Source organism: Rhizobium sp. 01T437 (assembly GCF_056398505.1).
The window spans coordinates 21,929-41,071 of sequence record NZ_JBFTPM010000021.1 but is presented as its reverse complement, the minus strand read 5'-3'; the positions used below and the strand labels follow the sequence as shown (position 1 = coordinate 41,071).

At 59.9% G+C, this 19,143-nt stretch carries 22 protein-coding genes; 5 read left to right on the top strand and 17 right to left on the bottom strand.

Annotated features, from left to right (window positions below):
- Window positions 1-53 precede the first annotated feature (53 nt).
- Entirely contained in the window at window positions 54-206 is a 153-nt protein-coding gene (locus tag AC1DM5_RS29760; RefSeq protein WP_477976403.1) for a hypothetical protein, read from the top strand.
- Window positions 207-294: 88 nt separating this feature from the next.
- On the opposite strand, the gene AC1DM5_RS29755 is transcribed toward AC1DM5_RS29760, so the two are convergent.
- The 3 genes from AC1DM5_RS29755 to AC1DM5_RS29745 all read right to left on the bottom strand — a co-directional run bounded on the left by AC1DM5_RS29755 (window position 295) and on the right by AC1DM5_RS29745 (window position 2,744).
- A complete protein-coding gene (locus AC1DM5_RS29755) occupies window positions 295-1,038 on the bottom strand; it encodes a hypothetical protein (protein ID WP_477976401.1) in 744 nt (247 codons plus the stop codon).
- Window positions 1,039-1,209: 171 nt separating this feature from the next.
- Window positions 1,210-1,914, bottom strand: a complete 705-nt coding sequence (locus tag AC1DM5_RS29750) for an autoinducer binding domain-containing protein (RefSeq protein WP_477823492.1) — start codon at window positions 1,912-1,914, stop codon at window positions 1,210-1,212.
- 128 nt (window positions 1,915-2,042) lie between these two features.
- Window positions 2,043-2,744, bottom strand: coding sequence for a winged helix-turn-helix domain-containing protein (locus AC1DM5_RS29745; RefSeq protein ID WP_477976400.1), 702 nt, complete (start codon window positions 2,742-2,744; stop codon window positions 2,043-2,045).
- Between the two features lie 201 nt (window positions 2,745-2,945).
- On the opposite strand from AC1DM5_RS29745, the gene AC1DM5_RS29740 reads away from it, so the two are divergent.
- Both AC1DM5_RS29740 and AC1DM5_RS29735 read left to right on the top strand, forming a co-directional pair.
- Window positions 2,946-3,644, top strand: coding sequence for a winged helix-turn-helix transcriptional regulator (locus AC1DM5_RS29740; RefSeq protein ID WP_477976398.1), 699 nt, complete (start codon window positions 2,946-2,948; stop codon window positions 3,642-3,644).
- Window positions 3,645-3,660: 16 nt separating this feature from the next.
- Window positions 3,661-5,064: an amidohydrolase family protein gene (locus AC1DM5_RS29735; RefSeq protein ID WP_477823489.1), complete on the top strand. Its 1,404-nt coding sequence runs from the start codon at window positions 3,661-3,663 to the stop codon at window positions 5,062-5,064.
- A gap of 16 nt (window positions 5,065-5,080) precedes the next feature.
- Here the strand turns inward: AC1DM5_RS29735 and AC1DM5_RS29730 are convergent, their stop codons facing one another.
- The 13 genes from AC1DM5_RS29730 to AC1DM5_RS29670 all read right to left on the bottom strand — a co-directional run bounded on the left by AC1DM5_RS29730 (window position 5,081) and on the right by AC1DM5_RS29670 (window position 15,616).
- On the bottom strand, window positions 5,081-6,424 hold the full coding sequence (locus AC1DM5_RS29730; RefSeq protein ID WP_477976396.1) for an MmgE/PrpD family protein: 1,344 nt from the start codon (window positions 6,422-6,424) through the stop codon (window positions 5,081-5,083).
- A complete protein-coding gene (locus AC1DM5_RS29725) occupies window positions 6,412-7,491 on the bottom strand; it encodes an ornithine cyclodeaminase (protein WP_477976394.1) in 1,080 nt (359 codons plus the stop codon). Before AC1DM5_RS29725 ends, AC1DM5_RS29730 begins: the two co-directional genes overlap by 13 nt.
- Before the next feature lie 423 nt (window positions 7,492-7,914).
- On the bottom strand, window positions 7,915-8,037 hold the full coding sequence (locus AC1DM5_RS29720) for a DUF2188 domain-containing protein (protein WP_477823486.1): 123 nt from the start codon (window positions 8,035-8,037) through the stop codon (window positions 7,915-7,917).
- Window positions 8,038-8,181: 144 nt separating this feature from the next.
- The gene (locus AC1DM5_RS29715) at window positions 8,182-8,523 is read right to left on the bottom strand and encodes a hypothetical protein (RefSeq protein WP_477976392.1); all 342 of its coding nucleotides are present in this window, start codon (window positions 8,521-8,523) and stop codon (window positions 8,182-8,184) included.
- 26 nt (window positions 8,524-8,549) lie between these two features.
- Entirely contained in the window at window positions 8,550-8,837 is a 288-nt protein-coding gene (locus AC1DM5_RS29710) for a hypothetical protein (RefSeq protein WP_477976390.1), read from the bottom strand.
- A gap of 73 nt (window positions 8,838-8,910) precedes the next feature.
- Entirely contained in the window at window positions 8,911-9,804 is an 894-nt protein-coding gene (locus AC1DM5_RS29705) for a carbon-nitrogen hydrolase family protein (RefSeq protein ID WP_477976388.1), read from the bottom strand.
- Window positions 9,801-10,454, bottom strand: coding sequence for an RraA family protein (locus AC1DM5_RS29700; protein WP_477823482.1), 654 nt, complete (start codon window positions 10,452-10,454; stop codon window positions 9,801-9,803). The genes AC1DM5_RS29705 and AC1DM5_RS29700 overlap by 4 nt, the downstream gene beginning before the upstream one ends.
- 24 nt (window positions 10,455-10,478) lie before the next feature.
- Complete coding sequence (locus AC1DM5_RS29695) at window positions 10,479-11,342, bottom strand: TauD/TfdA dioxygenase family protein (RefSeq protein WP_477823481.1); 864 nt, start codon at window positions 11,340-11,342, stop codon at window positions 10,479-10,481.
- Window positions 11,343-11,454: 112 nt separating this feature from the next.
- Window positions 11,455-12,540, bottom strand: a complete 1,086-nt coding sequence (locus AC1DM5_RS29690; protein WP_477823480.1) for an ABC transporter ATP-binding protein — start codon at window positions 12,538-12,540, stop codon at window positions 11,455-11,457.
- Window positions 12,537-13,340 carry an ABC transporter permease gene (locus AC1DM5_RS29685; RefSeq protein ID WP_477823479.1) on the bottom strand — a complete coding sequence of 268 codons (804 nt, stop codon included), beginning with the start codon at window positions 13,338-13,340 and terminating at the stop codon, window positions 12,537-12,539. The genes AC1DM5_RS29690 and AC1DM5_RS29685 overlap by 4 nt, the downstream gene beginning before the upstream one ends.
- Window positions 13,337-14,170 carry an ABC transporter permease gene (locus tag AC1DM5_RS29680; protein ID WP_477823506.1) on the bottom strand — a complete coding sequence of 278 codons (834 nt, stop codon included), beginning with the start codon at window positions 14,168-14,170 and terminating at the stop codon, window positions 13,337-13,339. Before AC1DM5_RS29680 ends, AC1DM5_RS29685 begins: the two co-directional genes overlap by 4 nt.
- A 75-nt stretch (window positions 14,171-14,245) precedes the next feature.
- Window positions 14,246-15,262, bottom strand: coding sequence for an ABC transporter substrate-binding protein (locus AC1DM5_RS29675; RefSeq protein WP_477976486.1), 1,017 nt, complete (start codon window positions 15,260-15,262; stop codon window positions 14,246-14,248).
- 225 nt (window positions 15,263-15,487) lie between these two features.
- Window positions 15,488-15,616 (bottom strand): hypothetical protein, encoded by a 129-nt coding sequence (locus tag AC1DM5_RS29670; RefSeq protein WP_477823478.1) that lies wholly within the window; start codon window positions 15,614-15,616, stop codon window positions 15,488-15,490.
- Window positions 15,617-16,093: 477 nt separating this feature from the next.
- On the opposite strand from AC1DM5_RS29670, the gene AC1DM5_RS29665 reads away from it, so the two are divergent.
- Both AC1DM5_RS29665 and AC1DM5_RS29660 read left to right on the top strand, forming a co-directional pair.
- Window positions 16,094-16,960 (top strand): type IV toxin-antitoxin system AbiEi family antitoxin domain-containing protein, encoded by an 867-nt coding sequence (locus tag AC1DM5_RS29665; RefSeq protein ID WP_477976386.1) that lies wholly within the window; start codon window positions 16,094-16,096, stop codon window positions 16,958-16,960.
- The gene (locus AC1DM5_RS29660) at window positions 16,950-17,714 is read left to right on the top strand and encodes a nucleotidyl transferase AbiEii/AbiGii toxin family protein (protein ID WP_477976384.1); all 765 of its coding nucleotides are present in this window, start codon (window positions 16,950-16,952) and stop codon (window positions 17,712-17,714) included. The genes AC1DM5_RS29665 and AC1DM5_RS29660 overlap by 11 nt, the downstream gene beginning before the upstream one ends.
- A 797-nt stretch (window positions 17,715-18,511) precedes the next feature.
- Here AC1DM5_RS29660 and AC1DM5_RS29655 read toward each other — a convergent pair.
- Entirely contained in the window at window positions 18,512-19,129 is a 618-nt protein-coding gene (locus AC1DM5_RS29655) for a TraH family protein (RefSeq protein WP_477976382.1), read from the bottom strand.
- Window positions 19,130-19,143: the final 14 nt, after the last annotated feature.

Sequence of the window (19,143 nt, the reverse complement as noted above, 5' to 3'; positions counted from 1 at the left end):
TTTCACCCTTTGACAGGCTGAGCGAATTGGCGGCAGCAGCAACGCATGAAGACATGACTGCAATTGTCCATGCGATGCGCAATCATCACGGCGTGCGCAACCTCATCGAGAACTACTTCCAGGGCGGTCACTCTGTGATCGATATCCTTCAGACCAATGACGGCGCCTTCAACCTGCCTGCGCTCATCCCGCCGATGGTCGCCTGATTAAAGAAGTGGACTGAAAACGCCGCCCGACGGCGTTTTCGATCGGGGCGAGGCTCCTAACCCGCTCTCGCCCCGATTGGCTGTCCCATCATAGTTGTGACAGGAATGCTTCTCTCTGCTGCTTCAAGATCTCGAGATTGCCGGTCTGCTTCTGAAGTTGAGCATAAAGCGGATCGCTCATCATCGCCTCGTAGTCGATCGTCGGCTGCTGGACGACGATCTCCGGCAGTGCGGCATATTGAGACTGGGTCAGCGCCGTCGCTGATTTCGAGATCTTGCCGCCGAACATGTCGGCGATCTGGTTGGCCCGGTCCTGAGCGAGGTCCGGTCCGTTCGTCTCATCGACGCTGCCCTTCAGGAAATCCTTGAGCTTCGATCCCAGAGCATTGTCGTCGGTCTGTAGTGAGCCGTCATTGAAGATCGTCGCCACGACCCGTCCGTCAACGGTAACCGTCGCATAGGGCTTGTTGCCGGGATAGTCCGACAGATCCGGAGGCTCCGGAAACTGCGTGTGCTGCATTTCCAGATACTTTCTGTTGGCCTCGATCCTTGCCGCCTCTCCTTCGATAAAGGACTGATATTCGTCCTCCGGCAGCTCGGAGATGTTCATCGGCTTGAGGTCAACGGCCAGATTGGTCGCATCGATCACCCGGCCCATGAATTTGAAGGTTGCTGAAGAGGGCCTCGAATCGACCCGCGTGTCAGAGCCTGTCCTCGCCGCGGCCTGCTGGCCTGCGGAAAGGGAATAGGCCTGCTCGGACTTCGTCGAATTCGTCTTGTCGTAGCCGGCATAGCGAGTGCCGTAATATGATGCTGGTACAATGGTTGTCATCAAATTTCTCCCCGCATTGGCGCTAAAATGCTGGGTTGTGATAAACCACGACGCTTGCGTGCAACTTGTGAAAGCCGCATTCTATTCTACTTTTCAGTGTAAACGACCCACAAGCGCGGTGCAGGCGCGTTAGGTTAGGTCCAGCTTGCCACCGTCAAGAAGTCGGAATTGCTAGATCAGGCCGAGGCGGGTCGCCAGATAGATTGCATTCACCGTACTATGGGCACGGAGCTTTCGCCTGGCTTCATCGAGATAGTAGCGAACGGTGTTTTTCTTGATTCCAAGGATATCGGCCGTCAGCGCCATCGATTTACCGAGTGCGGCCCAGTTCAGACATTCCTTTTCCCGAACGCTCAGGCTGACCTGCGGTTTTTTCATGGTCGAAGGATCTCCGACCTTTAACGTTGCATGCACCAACGTTGTCGCGGTGGTCGCCCGGATGTCATCAATCATCCCGTCAACCTTGAACTCCGGCAGATGCGACGCGAGGGTCAAGACCGCTATCCGCCCAAATTCGATGCGAATTGGCATGGAGAGCCCGGAGACGATGCCGAATTGACGAGCATGCTCATAAAATCTTCGTTCCTCCGGCGAGGAGGCCCATCGCAAGGGCGTTGCTGACCAGTGGAAAGGCTTCAGGAGGCGCTTGGCGACGGTGATCACAGGGTCGACCTTCTGATAGTCGTTTGCGAAGTAGATCTCCTGCCACTCCTGCGGATAATTGGTAAAAGCTTCGGTATCTCCGGAACGCACGTTCACATAGGCGAAGCGGTCGAAGCCGCATTGCTGGGCGAACGTCAAAAGCGCGGTGCGTGTCGAGCGTTCATCGTTTGAAAGACTTAAAACATCAATCAGATTATCCAATCTCTTCTTCAAGACACATCGCTCCCGCTGGCCGGCCGCACGACGCTTAAAAACCAGCCGTCGACCGAGGCAATAATCGCAACTGACATATCCTTATCAGCCCAATTAAACACCCATGAGACGAGAATTGGAATCCGTACTTATTCAGGGTTGACGCGCGCTACAAATACGTAGCCACCAAGACGCACAGTCTGGATGAGTTCGCCGCCGTTCCCGGCTAAGGTGAGCTTGCGGCGGAGCCTGCAGATGTGAACATCGACACTGCGCTCGAGCGGCCTGCCAAGGCCGATATGCGTCGCGTCCAACAGGGAGCGGCGCGACAGGACGGCTCCAGGCTGGCGACAGAAGGCGATCAGGAGCTCGAACTCGGCTGCCAGCAGCGAAACGTTCGAACCGTCGGGTGCTAAAAGCAGGCGCCGGTGCGGATCGATATGCCAGCCGTCGAACTGCAGCACGCGCCGGCGTTCTTGCTCGTCCAATTCGGATCTGCGCAGCAGCGCGCGCGCATGCACCATCAACTGGCGCATCTCGGTCTCAATGGGCAAACAGTAATCGGCGCCGGCCTCGACCCCATCGAGCTGCTTGTCGGACGGAAGCAGCAAGATGATAGACATCGCGCTTGCGCTGCGGATCGTCCGACAGAGCTCTAGACCCAGATTTTCGGCGACCGTTGAGATGATCAGAATGCGGAAGCCATCGCGTGCCGAGACCTGCGTCGCCTGGGCGGGCGGGACCACCGCGCTCGCAATTTTATCTGCGCCAAGAGCATCGACGATCCTCCCGACGGAGGCGAAATCGTCGGTCGCAATCAGAATGGCGGCCTGCTGTCGCTCTTTTTCCATCGGGCGAGGAGAGCATAGAACGCGGCCGCTTCAAGTCGCAGATCTGAGGGGATGATTTCGTCAAGCAGAAAGGCGAAATCGCGGCCCTATACGGGAAATAATACTTAATATCATAGCGTTTGCCGGCCGCGACCATTCATGGCATCGTCGCATCCATAAGTTGCCGAATTCGAGAGGAGCTCGATTTCTCGCGGTCCTGTTGTGAAACCCAGCGTCGTCATAAGTTCGCTCGATGCCGACTTCAGCCTGTCGGTCCGCCATATTCTCGAAGCAGAGGGTTTTGCCACCGACCTTGCCATGGGACCGGTCGAAACCGTCGTGGCCGTGAAGGAAAAACACAATGTCGGGCTCATCGTTGACGGCAGGAACGAGTTCGCGGTCGGTCTCTGCAAGGTGCTGAAGGCGGATGCGACGACCGACCATGTTCGCATTGTGACGCTTGTCCCGGCCGGGGCTGCAGACCGCTTCGAAGCGTTTCTCGAGGTCGGCGTCGAAGAGGCGTTCATGCGCCCGGTCGAGCCCGATCGGTATCTGCGCGCCCTTAAACGACTGCTTGGTGCCGACGAGGAGCAGCCGATGGAGCGCGTGGAGCCGCAGACGATCAGCCACGCAGGCTTGATCGTCGACGCCCGTGCCCACCGCATCACCTACGAAGGTCGCGACATCCATCTCGGACCGATCGAGTTCGCCCTGCTGCGTCAGATGATCAGTGAGCCAACCCGCGCCTTCCGGCGCGAAGAACTGGCATCAAGAGCCTGGCCGCAGGGCGTCTTTGTCGATCCGAAAACGGTCAACGTCCATATCGGCAGGCTCCGCAAGGCGCTCTCGCCGTTCCTGAAGATCGACATCATCCGCACCGTGCGCGGTATCGGTTATGGACTCGAGGTCAAAGGATCCTGAGAGGAAGGAGTAACGGATGAGCCCGCAGCGCCCGATTGCGATCGTGAACGGCGAGCTGATCACGGGCGACGGCGCGACAGTGCTGAAGAAAGCGAGCGTACTCGTTTCCGGCCAAACGATCGAAGCCATCATTCAGTCAGACGACCTTACGGTTGCGCCCGACTACGCCGTGATCGACGCTGGCGGATGCACCATCCTGCCCGGCATTATCAATGCTCACGCGCATGGCTGTGTCCATGGGCCGTCGATGCCAAGCGGATCTCCGCCATTTGGCGAAGACGATGTGCTCTATCAGCGCAACCGCCATCTCTTGTCCGGCACGACCACCCTCTTGAATGTCTGCGGGCTTGCCCTGACCGACGAAATCGACACCGGGCGGGGCACGTTCCATCCGCTCGACGTCCACGTCAGCACCGGCCACACACCGTCGAGCCTCGCTGCGGCGGTGGCGGCTGACGGGAGCGGTCTTTCCGGGCGCCATTTGACGGCGACCATCGACGACATGCTCGCAAAAGGCGCCAAGGCGCTTGGCGAGGCTGGCGGCGGCCAGACGCTCGGCGGCGGGGCACAGGACTATCGATTTCTTCCATCCGCGATCGAGAAGGCTTCGGGAGTTGTTGTCCACCCAAGACTGGCACGCGAACTCAAGGACGTTGTTCTCGGTCATCGACTCGAGCGAAAGGATGGCGGAGACCGTGAAGCGCTCCGACGGATCATCGAAGGAAGCGAGCTCGACGACCACTTCACTGCAGAGAACCTCGCGACTTTGATCCACGATACGGTGATGCCATCAGTTGCGATTGCGCGCGGCGGTCTTTCCGAAATCGCTGCGGAGGCCGTACGCACCGGCGTGCCAGCGATCTTTCACAATGCCGCGCCGACGGGCGAACAGCTGATCGATCTCGCAAGGATCCATCCCAAGGCGCGCATCGTCGCAGGTCACAGCAATCATCCTTCGTTCACGACGAGCCAAGCGCTGGAAACGGCGCGCGCGCTGCGCAATCTCGGCGCCTTCGTCGATGTGTCGACGCTCGATTGCATTTCCACGCGATGGCGCAACAGCCCGGACAATCTCGACGCTCTGATCGAAGCCGGTCTCGTCGATACGCTTTCCACCGACTATGCCGGCGGCGACTGGGACGGCATATTGGAGGCCATTCATCGGCTGGTTCAAAGAAAGCTCATCGCGCCTGCAGCGGCGGTCGCATTGGCGACCGGCAACGTCGCGCGCATTCTGCCCGAACTGGCCGGCGACCGCGGCTTGATCGCCGGGGGAAAACGCGCCGATATCGTCATCAGCGAGGCCCATAATCATGGCCGTGTCCGTCACGTTCTCGTCGCCGGCCGGATCGTCGTCTTCAATGGAAGCCTCGTCGGTCGATCGGCGGATCGGTTTCGGATGTCCTTTCCGATCGCCTGAAGCAAATCCCAGCCAGCTAGCACGTCCGGCGGAGCGCCTGCAGGAGATCGGCGATCGCGGAAGGGCCCCCGCCTGGTAACGCGGCGACGGCGCCAATGATGCCTTGCTGCTCTGCCTCCTGAAGCTGGTGGCGCGTCAGATTGCGGAATTTCAGGCAGATGGCCTCCCAGCTCATCGGCCGCGTCTTGTCGCCGAGCGGAGCGTGAATATCAGAGGTCAGTTCGAGCGTCCGGGTTCGTATGACGACGCGCGCCAAGGTCTGCGCCGGGAAGCACCGGTCGAGATCGGGATCGACGGCCAGCCGGACCTTCTGCGCGAAGTGGATCAGGTCCTTTCGGCCAAGCGCAGCTTTATCGATCGGTGCGAGCGCCTGCCCGCCGTCGACAGCGAGGATCGCCATGCAGAAGGGGAGGCTGTATTGCATGTCGACCAGGCTCTCCGGCGAAACCTTGTTGGCAAGCTTCAAGGCCCAGGCAAATGTCTGGACCTCAACCTCGATGAGGTCGTCCGGACCAATCGTATCTGCGGCAAGTTCGCTATAGGCGTCGAGTGCCGGATGGATATAGCGACAACAGGCATAGGGCTTGAAATAGGTATCGCCGATTTCCCAATGCTGACCGAGTGCGCTTACGATACGCTCTCCGTCGTAATAATCGCAATGATCGAGAAGATCCTCGGGTCCCGTAAAACCGGCTGCCGCCAGATGAGCCGCCGTCATGCCGATCAGGCTGCTCCAGGCAATGCCTTCCTTGACGTCATTGCCCGTCAGCTGCGAATAACCCGAGCTTCCATTGGCGAGCAGGTTCGGCGCCAGCACGCCCGATATCGCAAGCGCCTGCGCAAGACGGGGCGGTTCGAGCTGCAAAAGGCGACCGGCCGTGGCAGCCGAAGCGAAAGCTGCCCAACGGCCCGACTGGCGTGTCCGGATCCCGCCGGCGCTCTGCGAGGCAGCGATCCGGACCCCGACGTCATAGCCGCAGATGATCGCGCTCATGAGTTCATTGCCCCCGGCACCGGACTGGCCGGCCATCATCAGCGCCGTCGGGATGACCGCTGCGCCCGGATGCCCGCGAGCCGCGCGATTGCCGTCATCGATATCGAGCGCAGATGCGGCGGTGACGTTGCAGAAAAGCGCACCTGCCGGTGCGCTCGTGCCTGCGAGCCAGATGGGTTCATCGCCGCGGCCAAAGATCGCTCCGGCAATGGCGCGCGCTGCGACCGCCGCCGGCATGTCGATGCCGGCGATGGCGGCACCGATGAGGTCGAGGATACAGCGGTGAGCCATGTCGGCGATGGCAGCCTGGTAGACTGTCGGTGCAGTGACGACATGCTCGGCCAGAACGCGGGTCAGAAGAGGCATTTCCGATCCGCCTCCACCATCGCATGGGTGCGGCGATGTTTGTCGAAGCTCGCCTGAGCGACGAAGAGATCGAGCACCGGCAGGCCGACACAGGTAATGCAGGTCGGACCGCCAGTGTCTTCATACCACGGCTCCGCGCTTGTGAGCTCGCGAATGCCGATGAGCGGGCCGATCGCCTGCAGCGACAGGTCTCTCCTCGAAAAATGCAAGGCGATGCTTTGCGAATTGCGCTTGGAAACGATCTGCAGGTCGTCGCAGACCATGAGCCCGGTTCGCAGGACACGTCGCAGATAGGTCTCGGGTGCCTCGTTGCCGCCGAGATGGAGCGTGGTCGCCTCGCGCGCCAGGTCCTCGTCGTCGAAAACCGGCTCTCGGGCATTGGATGCCGTGATCACCAAGGAGCAGGTGCGCATGTCCCGGTTGTCGCAGACAGGGACAAGCGGAATGCGCACCTCGTCGGCAAGCGCGATCGCAAGCGCCCGGGCGCTTTCCAATCTGCGGCTGCGGATGAAGATCTGTTCGATCCCGTTTCCGTGGGAAAAGGCGAGCGACCGGATGACACTGCGAGCGACAGGGCCGGCGCCGACAAGGAAGACGGATGCGGTGCCTTCTCGGCGAAGACATTTGTCGGCGACAAGCGAGGCATAGGTTCCGGTCCGATCTGCCGACAGCGCCGTCTCGTCGAGGATTGCCACCGGCCGGAGCGTAAACTTGTCGAGCAGGATGAAAGTCGAGGTCGATCGCGGAAACCCCAGGCTGCGATTGAACGCATTGGCGCCGATGATCTTCACCCCGCCATGCGTCGAGCTGACGCTATAGAGCGATGACAGCTTCCATCCGAGACGTTCCTCGGCAAAATCAGGCTTGAAGGCGGTGTAATCCGGCACCGCCCAGAATTCGTCTTCGGATAATGACAGCACCGCCTTGCCGCCGCGTGCCGCGCCCGACCGGATCTCGGCCCAGGCTGCCGCCACGGCCTCGTGAACTTCTCGGACCGTCAATGCGCAGCCAATCACGCTGAGCTCGGCCTTCTTCAAAAACCCAACCTCTCCTGACGCATCTGTCATCGTCTCCTCCCTTTCTTCGGTCCGATGAATGCAGTGCCAGTCTAGGGATTTCGCTCGGTGCTGGAGGTGAAGTTTTCAGCAAGATTGAGGCCACGGAGTTGCGACCATGGCGTCATTTCGGAGACATTTCGGCAACGTTTCGCGTGGCGGCTTCGCTTGTTCGCTCCATCACCGTATCAATCGATGGGGACCTTATCGATCCCCCCGCATTCCCCGAGATACTTAGAAGGATCGGTTATACCATCAGGCCCGCGTCGCGACGCGACGACATAGCTTTTGTCGGTCCCAGTTCCGATAGGCCCTGGTTGCTGGCTTCTTAGAAGAGAGGGTTGAAAAGGGTGACTCCCGGTCAGGGAGAATCACCCTTTTCGTGCTGAGTTCGCGTCATCAGCGAAACGGAAACTAGCAGACAGACTGCGGTCTTCAATCGGACCAAAGTCCGCCCTTGATGGCCTCTGTTTTGGTGTCGAAGCTCGCCGTGGGACGGCTCGCGCCATCGTTCGTCAAGTCCCACTGGGCCTCCTCCGACACACAGAAGTGCTTCATGGAATATTTCGATTTTTCCGACGGGAAATGGCGTCCAGTCGCAAAGCGCGAAATCGGTCCGATGAACACATGCTACGACGATATCGACGCCAATGGACCCTAGGCACGGGGCACCGGGCTGCACGAGACGGCGCCAAAATCGGCCTAGGATTCGGATCTGAGGGCACTGCTTGCCGCCGGCTTGATCCTGACCAGCTGGTCGCCACTGTCGGGCTCATAAACCGCAAGGTCGACGACCAGGTCACCGGACCTTGAAACGAGGTCCAGGAGGGCGACGGCGAGCCTGGCGGCGCAGACTGTGTTGGTCGACAGGTCGAGTGTCTCATCGCTTGTGAGGGCAAGGCGGACGGTTACTTTGCCGTCCGCCGACAAGGCGAAAGGCTGGCAGCTCTCGAATTCGAGACATGCGTCCGCCTCTCCGTCCGAAGACGGCTTTCTGGATTCAAAAACATGCCCGAAAGTCCGTGTCTTTTGTCGTCGGCCCATGGTGCCCCCGTGTCGGCGTCGTCTCGTCAGTGCAATGAAGATCGGTTCGGCCGCCGATTTGTGACATGCCTCAACACGCCAATGAGGCGTGCGCATGTGGTGACCACTTCGAAGGCGACGTCCGGATCACCTGCGCCGATATCGGGTGCCAGCCGTCGCATTGTCTGAGACACGTCCTTGACCAGCAGCGCAAGTTCCTGGCGATCATCCTCGCCGAAATCCTTCAGCAGTGCCACCAGCGTGTCTGCGAAGGAGACCAGTATCGCGATCGTTTGCAACGACGTGAACTGAGGTTTTGTAGGATCGATCCACATGAGGCCCCTCTTTGCCTGTGACTTGTCGCAACGATCGGCAAGGTCAAGGGCGAGAGGCCAAGGCGCGGCCGCATTAGCCTCGGTGTTCACGGGCGAGGGCAGGCTTGCCAACCGTGCCTGCCTTGGCAATCGCGACGGGCATGCCGCTGATATCGACGCGATGACCGTCCATTGGAATCCAGGACCGCACCTGCTTCAGCCGCTCCAGGTCGAGCCGCGCGCTGAACACGCCTGCCTCATCGCCGGCCCGCGTCAGAATTTGCCCCCAGGGATCGCAAATCATCGAGTTTCCGAACATGTGGCGTTCCTCGCCGTCGGGCGCTGTATAGGTACCGCATTGTCCGCAGGCGACCAGGAAAGTCTGGTACTCTATCGCGCGCGCCCGGCACAGCACCTCCCAGTGATAACGACCGGTCTGCGTTGTAAATGCAGCCGGCAGGATGAAGACGTCAGCATGATGGCTGGCCAATCGGTCGAACAGCCGGGAGAAGCGAAGATCGTAGCAAATGCAGCAGGCGATCCTGAACCCATTGAGCTCATAGATCAGCAAGTGGTTTCCGGGCGCGACAGTGTCCGATTCCGCGTAGCGCTTGCCGTCTGGCGCCAGGATATCGAAGAGATGCACTTTCCTGTATGTGCCAACCTGTCTTCCAGAAGCGTCAAATATGACGCTCGTGTTGAAGATCCGGTTGTGACCGGGAACACTCTCAAGAATGCTGCCGGCATGGACCGCAACACCGTGCTCGGCGGCAAAGTGCTGCACCATGTTGTAGGCCCTGCCGCCGGGAACAAGATCCGCGGCCGCCGACTTCTCGACTGTCGTTCCTCCCGTCCAATCGAAATGTTCCGGCAAGACGATGAGATCGGGGCGCTCATCGCGCACCGCCTTCAACATCAGGCGGCTTGCCTCGGAGAGATTATAGGCCCGGTCAGGCCGCGCATTCATCTGGATGAGAGAGATCTTCATGCTAGGTCCTGTTGATCGAATGAGAAAATGGAGCTGCCAGAAGCAAGATGGCGGCGCAGCGCCGCCGAGCGTTGCTGGCGCGCGATCGCAACATGGGCAAGCGCGCGCATACGCTCGGCGTCAGCGACGAAGACCCCCTCGTTGTCTGCAAGAACGGCATAACCTGGAAGCACAGCGGCCGTGCCGCAGGCGATCGGAACATTGATCGACCCACCGATCGCAAAAATCCTGTTTGTGGTGCGAGACGAGACACCGTGACACCAGACGGGAAGGCCAATTTCCCTAATCTCCTCGACGTCGGTGCAGGGGCCGTCGATCACGATGCCGCTCGCCCCCTTGGCCTTGGCGGCGGTCGCAACACCGCCGCCGACGCAGGCGACATCGTCGCGGTCGACGCGGGAAATGACCAGCATGTCGCCCGGCTTCAGCATGTCGATCGCCTTGTAGATGATGACGCCGTCGCGGCCTGGCGCCGCGACGGTCAAGGCGGGGCCAAAGGCCCGGCATGGAAAGACGGGACGGACATTGGCGCCAACAAAGCCCAGATGCTCGACATGTCCGATCGTTGCGGTCTCGACGGCCGGAAGCATGTCGAGGAGATCCGGGGGTAGGCAAAGCTGGCGTTCATTGGCCCGATAGAAGGGTGTCATGTCACGGTCTTTCCTAAAGGGAGATCAGATCGGGCGCTCGCCCGAAGTCGTCGTGCGATGCATGATGCGGATCGACGCCGGATCGAAGGAGTCACGCCGGTGCATGGTGCATCGGTTGTCCCACATCATGATGTCGCCCTCGTCCCATCGCTGGACGAAAACCTCCTGCTGCTTGGTCGTATGATCCCAGAGTTCGGCAAGCAGCGCGTTGCTTTCGTCGATCGGCATGCCGACGATCCAGGCACCGTCAGCCGTGCCGCCGAGATAGAGCGCCTTTCGGCCCGTTTCCCCATGCGTGCGCACCAGCGGATGGACCATGCCGTTCCACTCGCGGAAATCCCGGCTGGAGGGAGCCACTTCGCCGAGGCGGAGTTTGCCGGTCTTGTCATAGACGTGCTGGAAGAAGATCTGGCGGCCGGCGACGAGGTTCTTAAGGACCTGCGGCAGCGTCTCGTAGGCCATGTAGGTCGACAGGAAGTACGTATCGCCGCCGGAGGGCGGTACCTTGACAGCCCGCAGGATCGCGCCGGCGGGCGGCTTTTCATAGAACCAGGTATCGGTATGCCAGGTCGCCTCGCTGTTGCCCATGGCGCCCGTCGGCTTCCCGTCCTTCGTCGCATTGCTGATGACGAGGATCTCCGGATGGCTGGGATGGCCGCCTTCCTGGAGCTGTTTCGGATGGATCACGAACTCGCCGAAATGACGCGAGAATGCCACCTGATCGGCATCGCTGATCCGGGTCCGCTTGAAGCGCAGCACGCCATACTGGAGCCAATATTGGCGCAGATCCTCAATATCGTGCGCATCATAATTGTTGAAATCGAACCCCTCGATGTCGGCGCAGACATTGCTCTCCTGCTGCACCGCCTTCAGTCTTTCCTTCAGCATTTCAATCTCCTTCTGTGGTCTTCCTTGAGACCGGAGCCATCCTAGGTTGGCGCAGGACCGCAGTTCCAATATCGATCGCCGCGCATTGATAACGGGGGGCGATCGGTCGCTCTCAGCGGGAAAGAGGACGCACATCGGCCGGATCGACCGAGATCGTGACAGCCTGACCGGGCTCATAGGAACGGGCCATCGCACTGCCCGGGTGGTGCAGAACAAGCCGGTGTCCGCCCTCCACCACGACCTCCAGCTCGGCATGGGCTCCAAGATCGATCACTCTGCGGACCGTCGCTTCGAGCCGATTCATGCCATCAGGCACCGCTGCCCGGGCCACGAGCGTCAGGCTTTGCGGCCTGAGCGAGCAGAAGCTGATCACGCCGCCGTCGGCCGCACCGGATGGCGCCCTCAAAACGATCGGGCTGCCGTCGATCGACAGCTTCACGCCTGCGGCCGAAGGCGAGGATGCGCTGACCGGCAGGATGTTCGACCGTCCTATGAAATCGGCAACGAAACGCGAGGCGGGATTGCGATAAATGTCGCCGGGTGTGCCCTGCTGGGCGATTGTGCCGGCGTCCATGACGATAATTCGATCAGACATCGCCATGGCCTCTTCCTGGTCGTGCGTCACGTGGATGAAGGTCATGCCAAGCGTCTCATGGATCTCCTTCAACTCGACCCGCATCGCTTCGCGCAGCTTGAGATCCAGATTGGAGAGAGGCTCATCGAGGAGCAGGACGGAGGGCTTGGGGGCAATCGCCCGGGCGAGCGCGACACGCTGCTGCTGGCCGCCGGAGAGTTCCGAAGGATAGCGTGTGCCGAAGCCGTCGAGATGGACGCTACGCAGTGCGCGCTCCACGGCCGCGCAGATCTCGATGCGCGGCGCGCCTCGCATGCGCAGCCCGAAGCCGACATTGTCGGCAACCGTCATGTGCGGGAAAAGCGCATAGTTTTGAAACACCAGGCCGAGATTGCGTCTCTCGGGCGGCACTTTCACCTGGCTGCGTCCGCGGATACGGATGTCACCCTGGCTTGGCGTGCTGAAACCGGCAATCATGTTCAGCGTCGTTGTCTTGCCGCAGCCGGAGGGGCCGAGAATGCTCACGAACTCGCCGGCCGGAACCTGCAGATTGATGTCCCTGACCACGTTGAGGCCGGCGAAGGATTTGCTGACCGCGAGAAGTTCGATATCGAATTCGCTCATTTGCTTCCTCCATGAAGCTGTGCGGAGAAGCCGCCGACTTTCTCGAAGATCAGGATCACCGCCAGGATGAAGACCATGGATGCGACATTGACCGCCGCCATGATCGGATCGAGGCTGTATTCGAGGTGATTGATGACGGCGATCGGCAGGGTCGTGTCACCCGGGCGGACCAGAAAGACTGACAGCGGAATGTTGTTGAATGAGATGATGAAGGCGAAGGTCACGCCGGACAGAACGCCCGGCTTGATCAGCGGCAGGACGACATAGAACATCCGCTGGCGCTTGCTGGCGCCGAGGATCTGCGCTGCCCGATCGAGGTTTTCGTCGAAATTCGCAAGTGCGCCTGCCGCCATCCGCATCACGAATGGCAGGGCCAGCACGACGTGCGCGGCAATCAGCGCCGGCGTGCCGAGCATTTTCTGCAGACCGATGATCGACAGGAACAAGACGATCGCCACCCCCTTGACGATCTGCGGAACCGAAAGCGGCGACAAAAGTGCCGCCATGATCGCGCTTGAGCCCCGAATGCGCTCGTGGACAAGCGCAAAGGCGGCAAGTGTGCCGAGAAGGCCGCTGATCGCCGCGACGATCGCCGCAATCTGGACGCTCAGCAGGAAGGGCTGGAGCCATCGTTCCTCGAAGAGACCGCCATACCAGACAGGTGTCCATTCCCACGGTCGGAAGGTCACCGTCGAGTTAGGGCTGATCGACGCCGCAATGACGACCAGGAGCGGAAGTGTGATGAACGCCAGCACCAGAGCGAGCACGGACCAGAAGCCAACTGCAATCAATTTCGTCATTGCGTCTGTTCCTTCCGCGATGATTTGCGTGCTTTGAGGCTTGCCTCCCATCGGATCCCGATCAGCGAGACTGTGAGCATCATCGCGAGCAACGCGATCGACATGACGCTGGCGAAGGGCCAGTCGATGTAGAACAGCACCTGTTCGGAAATCATTGTCGCAAGCACCTTGAAGCGCGCGCCGCCCAGAAGGGCAGGCGTCGCGTAGGCGCTCGCCGCCATTGTGAAGCTGATCAACAGCGAGCTGACGATGCCGGGCACGGATAGCGGCAGGACGATGTGACGGATGACGGACGCTCTGGAGGCGCCAAGCATCTGCGCAGCGCGTTCAAGGTTGACGTCGATCCCCTGGATACTGGTCATCAACGACAATATCCCAAAGGGCAGCACGACATGCGTCAGCCCGGCGACGACTGCAAACAGGCTCTTCGAGAGGGGAAGCGGCGTTGAAATGACGCCGAGATGGATCAGCGCATCATTGATGAAGCCACGATCCTCGAGGATGATCAGCCAGCCATAAGTGCGCAGCACCACGCCGGCGAGCTCGGGCGCGAGCGCCAGCGCGAAAACGACGGTCCGCCAGCGCGATCGCGAACGGGCGAGGAAATAGGCCACGGGATAGCCGAGCAGTGTGACGGCCACGGCGACGAGGGCCGACATGATCGCCGTGCGGGCAAAACCGGCCAGGGACAAACCGTCGAGGAAGAAGCGTTCGTAATTTGCAAATGTCGGGACAAAGGTCCGGCTATCGAGAAAGCTCATGCCGATCATCACGCCCATCGGAAGCGCGAAAAAGATCGTAAGCAGGAGGCAGGACGGCGCCAGCAGCATCGATGCCGGCGCTCGCACGGTCAGGCGCCCGGAAACGCCCGGGGCAGTGGCAGCAAGCGTTACCATGGAAACTCCTCAACGGGCCTGCGAGACGACGTCCCGGTCCCAGCGTTCGCCCCATTCGGAAAGCTTGTCACCGAGCGCCGTCAGATCGGGCAGCTTGAGCGATTCGAGATCCTCTGCAGACGTGATCTGCCGGCGGCGGAGGGCTTCCGGAACATCTATATCGGTGCGAGCGCTGCCAACCTTGTAGCCTGCAACCCAGGCTTCCTGACTGGTCTTTTCGAGGAAGAAATCGATGAAGGATCTTGCCGCCGCCTTATGCTCGGACCCGACAGGAATGTTCAGCGTCGCGATAAGCGGGATGGTCCCTTCCTTCGGCCGCACGTAGTTGACGGGCAGACCCTCGTCGACAAGCAGCTGGGCGCGACCGCTCCAGAAGGGCATCGCCCAGACCGTGCCGTCCTTGATGTAGCTTTCGAGGATGGCGGAGGACTGCTCGAAGCCGATCGATTGCTTGGCAAGCCGCGCCATGGCCGCAAAACCCGGATCGATATTGTCGATCAGCCCGCCTCCCTCGCTGATCGACATCATCTCCAGGAGATAGACGGCCATGATATTCTGGAAGGCCGGCAGGACGACCTTGCCCTTCAGATTTGGGCCGAGAAGGTCCGTCCAGGAAGTCGGCGCGGAGCCGAGCCTGTCGGTCCTGTAGAGCAGCGACAGGTACTGGACCTCATGCACGGCGCCGCAGGGGCCAGCTGCACCCTGAAGGCCTGCGGTGAGGGAGGCGAGGTTGGGGATCGCGGAAGCGTCCAGCTTGTCCAGCACGCCATCCCGGCAGCCCTGGAGCGACTGCGACGCAGTCATGACGACGACGTCGAAACCCGGATGCCCGTTGGTCGCCTTGATCTTGGCATAGTCCTGCGAGGCGGAGCCGACGGCGTCATAGACGACATCGATACCGGTCTTGCGCTCGAACGGCTCGATGATCGCCTGGCGAATGATGGCCTCGTAAGGTCCGCCATAGCTATTGACCACGAGCGTTTCGGCATGCGCGAGCTCAGGCAGACATGCTGCAAAGGCTGCCATGAAAAGGGGTGGTGATTGGATTCTTCGCAACGTCGGTTTCTCCCGGTTGGTGATGTTCCCGGAAAAAGGGTGACGACGCGGACTCCACACGTCTAATAGCAATTGGCTGGGATTAATGCCTCGGCGGTATGAACGGGAACCTCCGCGCCGGCCTGCCATTTGTCGCTTGAACCCACGAGCGAGAAACTGAGACGATGTGGCCTAGGGTGGAGACTTTCACATCCATCAGATGACGACTGCTGCAGTATAGCATGTCGTGGCGAAGTCCATGGCGAGCTCGTCGGGTTGGCCGAGCTGGAAAACGGCGACCATGTCGTGTGCTTCTGCAATCTCGATGCCGGCCTGATCGATCACGGCGGCGTCTCCAGACGCTTCGCGCCGCAAAACTGTCAGCTATCATCCCGGTCTAAATTGTCGACCTTCAGCCCGCTCTTCCAATTCTACCCTCGATGACGAAAGGCGCAGTCGGTGAAGACCGCGCCCGGCCATATTCCGTTTAGACGCCCCGGCCATGGTAGGGCGATGGGCTCGCAACACCATTGTGCCCACCACTCAGCAAGTGGCTAAGCTGTAAGGTGTAGAGACGCACAGCGCAGGGGAGGGGAGGAGTCCAGCAGCATCAGGGCAGCGCCAACATCGCGGCGCTTGGGTGAGTACCTGGCCTAGATAGGTGCGCCGCTTCCGGGTCGGTCAGGTGATAGGTTTGGCGTAGATCGCCTTGGGGGTAGGATGGCTTTCGGCTGGGCAAGTCTTTATAGATATTCCTATTGGTCAACATGTAATTGACATTTTATATACCTTATAAAGTGATCTGGACACTCACTTTAGAAAATGGTATTTACGTCTATCATGGATAGACAAAAAGACGATTCATTAAAGAAAGTCATAAACCAAGTGCCTCAAGGTTTCCTGGTCGACTCCTCGTGGATGAACCGAAACGGCATCTCCAGGCAATCTGCGCATCAATATACACGGAACGGCTGGCTCGAAAGCCTTGGACGAGGCCTGTTTCGGCGACCATTCCCGGCTGGAACTCGGCCAGACGTATTGATAGACTGGAAAATACCGGTCTGGTCTACGCAGCGACTCATGAACCACCGGGTTCATGTTGGCGGAATGAGTGCGTTGCAGCTTGCCGGCGTGACCCATTACCTATCCTTTGGCGGAAACGCCCGGCTATACCTTTACGGTGAGGTACCGTCATGGTTCGAAAGATTGAGCCTGAACATCAGGCCATGTTTGAGACCGGCCAGTCTGTTTACCGACTTGGATCTGGGCATCGACAACAGCGATTTCAGCTTGGCGAGTGGCGATGGCCAATCGCTTTCGCTTTCCCCGTGGACGTGGCCAATGAGGATGTCATCGCCCGAACGCGCGATCCTGGAAATGATTGATGAACTCCCCAAAGAGGAGAGCTTTCACAACGTCGATACGCTTTTCCAGTCACTGAGTAATCTGCGGCCGAGAAAGCTTTCCGAGCTTCTGCAGGACTGCCGCAGTGTGAAAGTAAAACGGCTCTTTTTGGTCTTCGCAGAGCGGCATGGACATGCATGGCGTAAACATCTCGATTTAGCCAATGTCGATCTTGGAAGTGGGGATCGTTCGATTGTGAAGGGGGGGCGCCTGCACCCGATCTATCGCGTGACCGTCCCGTCTGAATTCGTGCCTGGCCGCAAGGAAGAAGAACTTGGCGCGTGACCACTACAAATCTCAGGTGCAACTACTGATCCGAGCCCTGCCTCAGATCGCCAAGGAGGAGGCGTTCGCGCTCAAGGGCGGTACGGCCATCAATTTGTTTTATCGAGACTTTCCGCGCCTGTCTGTTGACATCGATCTGACGTATCTACCCCTGAAGCCGCGTGAGGAGGCTCTTGAGGACATCAGCGCGACACTCGATCGTCTCGGCGACACAATCCCTAAATCGTTGTCCGGGGTGACATCGCAGCGTATTTCTGGAGGTAGCGGCAATGAAACCCGGCTGCTCATCAGGAAGGATTTCGTCGAGGTCAAGATTGAAACATCTCCGGTCGGCCGCGGCACGGTCCATGAGCCTGAGCTTCGGACGGTTACCGAGGCGGTTGAAGATGAGTACGGTTTTGCGGAGATGCCGGTTGTCGCTTTTCCGGACCTGTTCGGCGGCAAACTCGTTGCGGCGCTTGATCGCCAGCATCCGCGCGACCTCTACGATGTGCGGCTACTCTACGACAATGAAGGCATTACCGATGAGCTGTTTCGGACTTTCCTGATCTATGTCGCGATGTCCAGCCGCCCAATGCATGAGGTTATCGGGCCATCGCTACAGCCTCTGGAGATGCCATTCACGCGGGAATTCGAAGGCATGACCGAGGTGCATATTCCCGTCAAGGACCTTGAGGAAACGCCTTCGCTTGATAGAGGACATAAGAGGCAGGCTGAAGGCGCCCGAACGGCATTTTCTGCTCACCCTCCATGACGGAGAGCCTGACTTCGACGCGATTGGATTACCCCAGGCCGCCGCCCTGCCTGCCGTCAAATGGAAGGTCGTGAACCTGCGCAAGCTGCGCGGGGTCAACCCGGAGAAACATGCGCAGCAGCGCGAGGAGCTGAAGAGAAAATTCGGTTGAAGATTGGCTGAGACGACCGCAGTCGGCACGCCGCCGTGTTGCAGTTCGCCATTTTCTTCAAGGTAAGCGGCGAGAACGAACGCTTCGAGAATGTCGCCAGCGTCGATGACCGCGCCGCCCCGGAAAACAGCATCCGCCATTGCCCCGGTCAGACTGGTTCTGCGAGGTCGATCGGCGCGCAGGGTCGTGCGTATGCTTGGCGACGCGGCCTACATTCCTGATCAAGGAATGGCCGACAAATGACGGGAGGAAAACGTCTGGGCTGTCAGGGCCGGCGTCGATGCGATCAATGGAACGATTGCCGCCGGGGAATTCCGGCAGGCGTTTATGCCTCTGTTCTAGTTGTCTTTCCGGACGGCAGTGGCTTGCGTGGATGGCGCTGGCGCGTTGACCAGCTCGGAGACAAATTTTGTGAGGGGCACGATGTTTTCGTGCTGGCTCGCCTCTTCCAAGGCGTTCATGTACTCATCACGGCGCGCGACCGGGATGACGGTCCACGGGGCTCGCCTTTGACAAACACTATTATCATGCATTTGAGTCACACTAGTTTCGCGACTCTGAATCGCACTAGTTTCGTGTGTTTGAGTCACACTAATTTTATGAGGTCTCGCCGAGAACCGTTTCGCAACGCGAGACGAACTCGGTGCTATTTCTGGCCACCAATGCGCGACAGATCGATCCGTATCCCCGCGCGCCCAGCATCCTGCTCCGCCTCTGGCTGTTCCTCTCTTGCTTTCGCGTCAGCGTCCTCCTCTTCCTCGGCGGGGATCTTCTCTCTACTTTGCTGCGGCATTTCACCCGGGGTTCCCGGATCCTCCGCCTGAAACACGCTGACGCCCTCGAACTCGCTGGTCTTCCATGCGTAGACCGCATCCTCGAAGATCTGCGGAAAGACGTCTTTGCTCGTGGGGTTGCCATACCATTTCGCAACGATCTTCAGGACCTTGGCGAACATCGCCGTGCCCTTGCGAAGGTTCTGGCAGGCATCGACAATGTCCGGCTTCAGATCCGCCGGTTCCTTGACGCCGACGCCAGCGGGAAACTGAGTCAGCCCAACGCGCACGACCGCCCGACCAGCATATTGCCGTACGATCGCCATCGCCTCCTCCGCTGACGACGCTTTCGGCACGAGGATCAATCGGCCGCCCGATTTGACGGTGACGGCGAGGGGATCAGCGGAGCCCGCTGATGCCACGAACTGCTCGACGATCGCGGGTTCGAGGGAAGGGTCGGCGCATTCTTTTATCAGGGCGGCGTCGAGCATGGGTGTCTCCTTGG

Excerpts from the sequence above, each read along its gene's own strand:
- AC1DM5_RS29685 (WP_477823479.1), bottom strand. The coding sequence starts at position 13,340 with ATGACGAAATTGATTGCAGTTGGCTTCTGGTCCGTGCTCGCTCTGGTG.
- AC1DM5_RS29705 (WP_477976388.1), bottom strand. The coding sequence starts at position 9,804 with ATGAAGATCTCTCTCATCCAGATGAATGCGCGGCCTGACCGGGCCTAT.
- AC1DM5_RS29665 (WP_477976386.1), top strand. The coding sequence starts at position 16,094 with ATGGTATTTACGTCTATCATGGATAGACAAAAAGACGATTCATTAAAG.
- AC1DM5_RS29700 (WP_477823482.1), bottom strand. The coding sequence starts at position 10,454 with ATGACACCCTTCTATCGGGCCAATGAACGCCAGCTTTGCCTACCCCCG.
- AC1DM5_RS29725 (WP_477976394.1), bottom strand. The coding sequence starts at position 7,491 with ATGACAGATGCGTCAGGAGAGGTTGGGTTTTTGAAGAAGGCCGAGCTC.
- AC1DM5_RS29655 (WP_477976382.1), bottom strand. The coding sequence starts at position 19,129 with ATGCTCGACGCCGCCCTGATAAAAGAATGCGCCGACCCTTCCCTCGAA.
- AC1DM5_RS29710 (WP_477976390.1), bottom strand. The coding sequence starts at position 8,837 with ATGTGGATCGATCCTACAAAACCTCAGTTCACGTCGTTGCAAACGATC.
- AC1DM5_RS29675 (WP_477976486.1), bottom strand. The coding sequence starts at position 15,262 with ATGGCAGCCTTTGCAGCATGTCTGCCTGAGCTCGCGCATGCCGAAACG.
- AC1DM5_RS29730 (WP_477976396.1), bottom strand. The coding sequence starts at position 6,424 with ATGCCTCTTCTGACCCGCGTTCTGGCCGAGCATGTCGTCACTGCACCG.
- AC1DM5_RS29745 (WP_477976400.1), bottom strand. The coding sequence starts at position 2,744 with ATGGAAAAAGAGCGACAGCAGGCCGCCATTCTGATTGCGACCGACGAT.
- AC1DM5_RS29720 (WP_477823486.1), bottom strand. The coding sequence starts at position 8,037 with ATGAAGCACTTCTGTGTGTCGGAGGAGGCCCAGTGGGACTTGACGAAC.
- AC1DM5_RS29680 (WP_477823506.1), bottom strand. The coding sequence starts at position 14,170 with ATGCTGCTGGCGCCGTCCTGCCTCCTGCTTACGATCTTTTTCGCGCTT.
- AC1DM5_RS29735 (WP_477823489.1), top strand. The coding sequence starts at position 3,661 with ATGAGCCCGCAGCGCCCGATTGCGATCGTGAACGGCGAGCTGATCACG.
- AC1DM5_RS29715 (WP_477976392.1), bottom strand. The coding sequence starts at position 8,523 with ATGGGCCGACGACAAAAGACACGGACTTTCGGGCATGTTTTTGAATCC.
- AC1DM5_RS29690 (WP_477823480.1), bottom strand. The coding sequence starts at position 12,540 with ATGAGCGAATTCGATATCGAACTTCTCGCGGTCAGCAAATCCTTCGCC.
- AC1DM5_RS29760 (WP_477976403.1), top strand. The coding sequence starts at position 54 with ATGACTGCAATTGTCCATGCGATGCGCAATCATCACGGCGTGCGCAAC.
- AC1DM5_RS29695 (WP_477823481.1), bottom strand. The coding sequence starts at position 11,342 with ATGCTGAAGGAAAGACTGAAGGCGGTGCAGCAGGAGAGCAATGTCTGC.
- AC1DM5_RS29755 (WP_477976401.1), bottom strand. The coding sequence starts at position 1,038 with ATGACAACCATTGTACCAGCATCATATTACGGCACTCGCTATGCCGGC.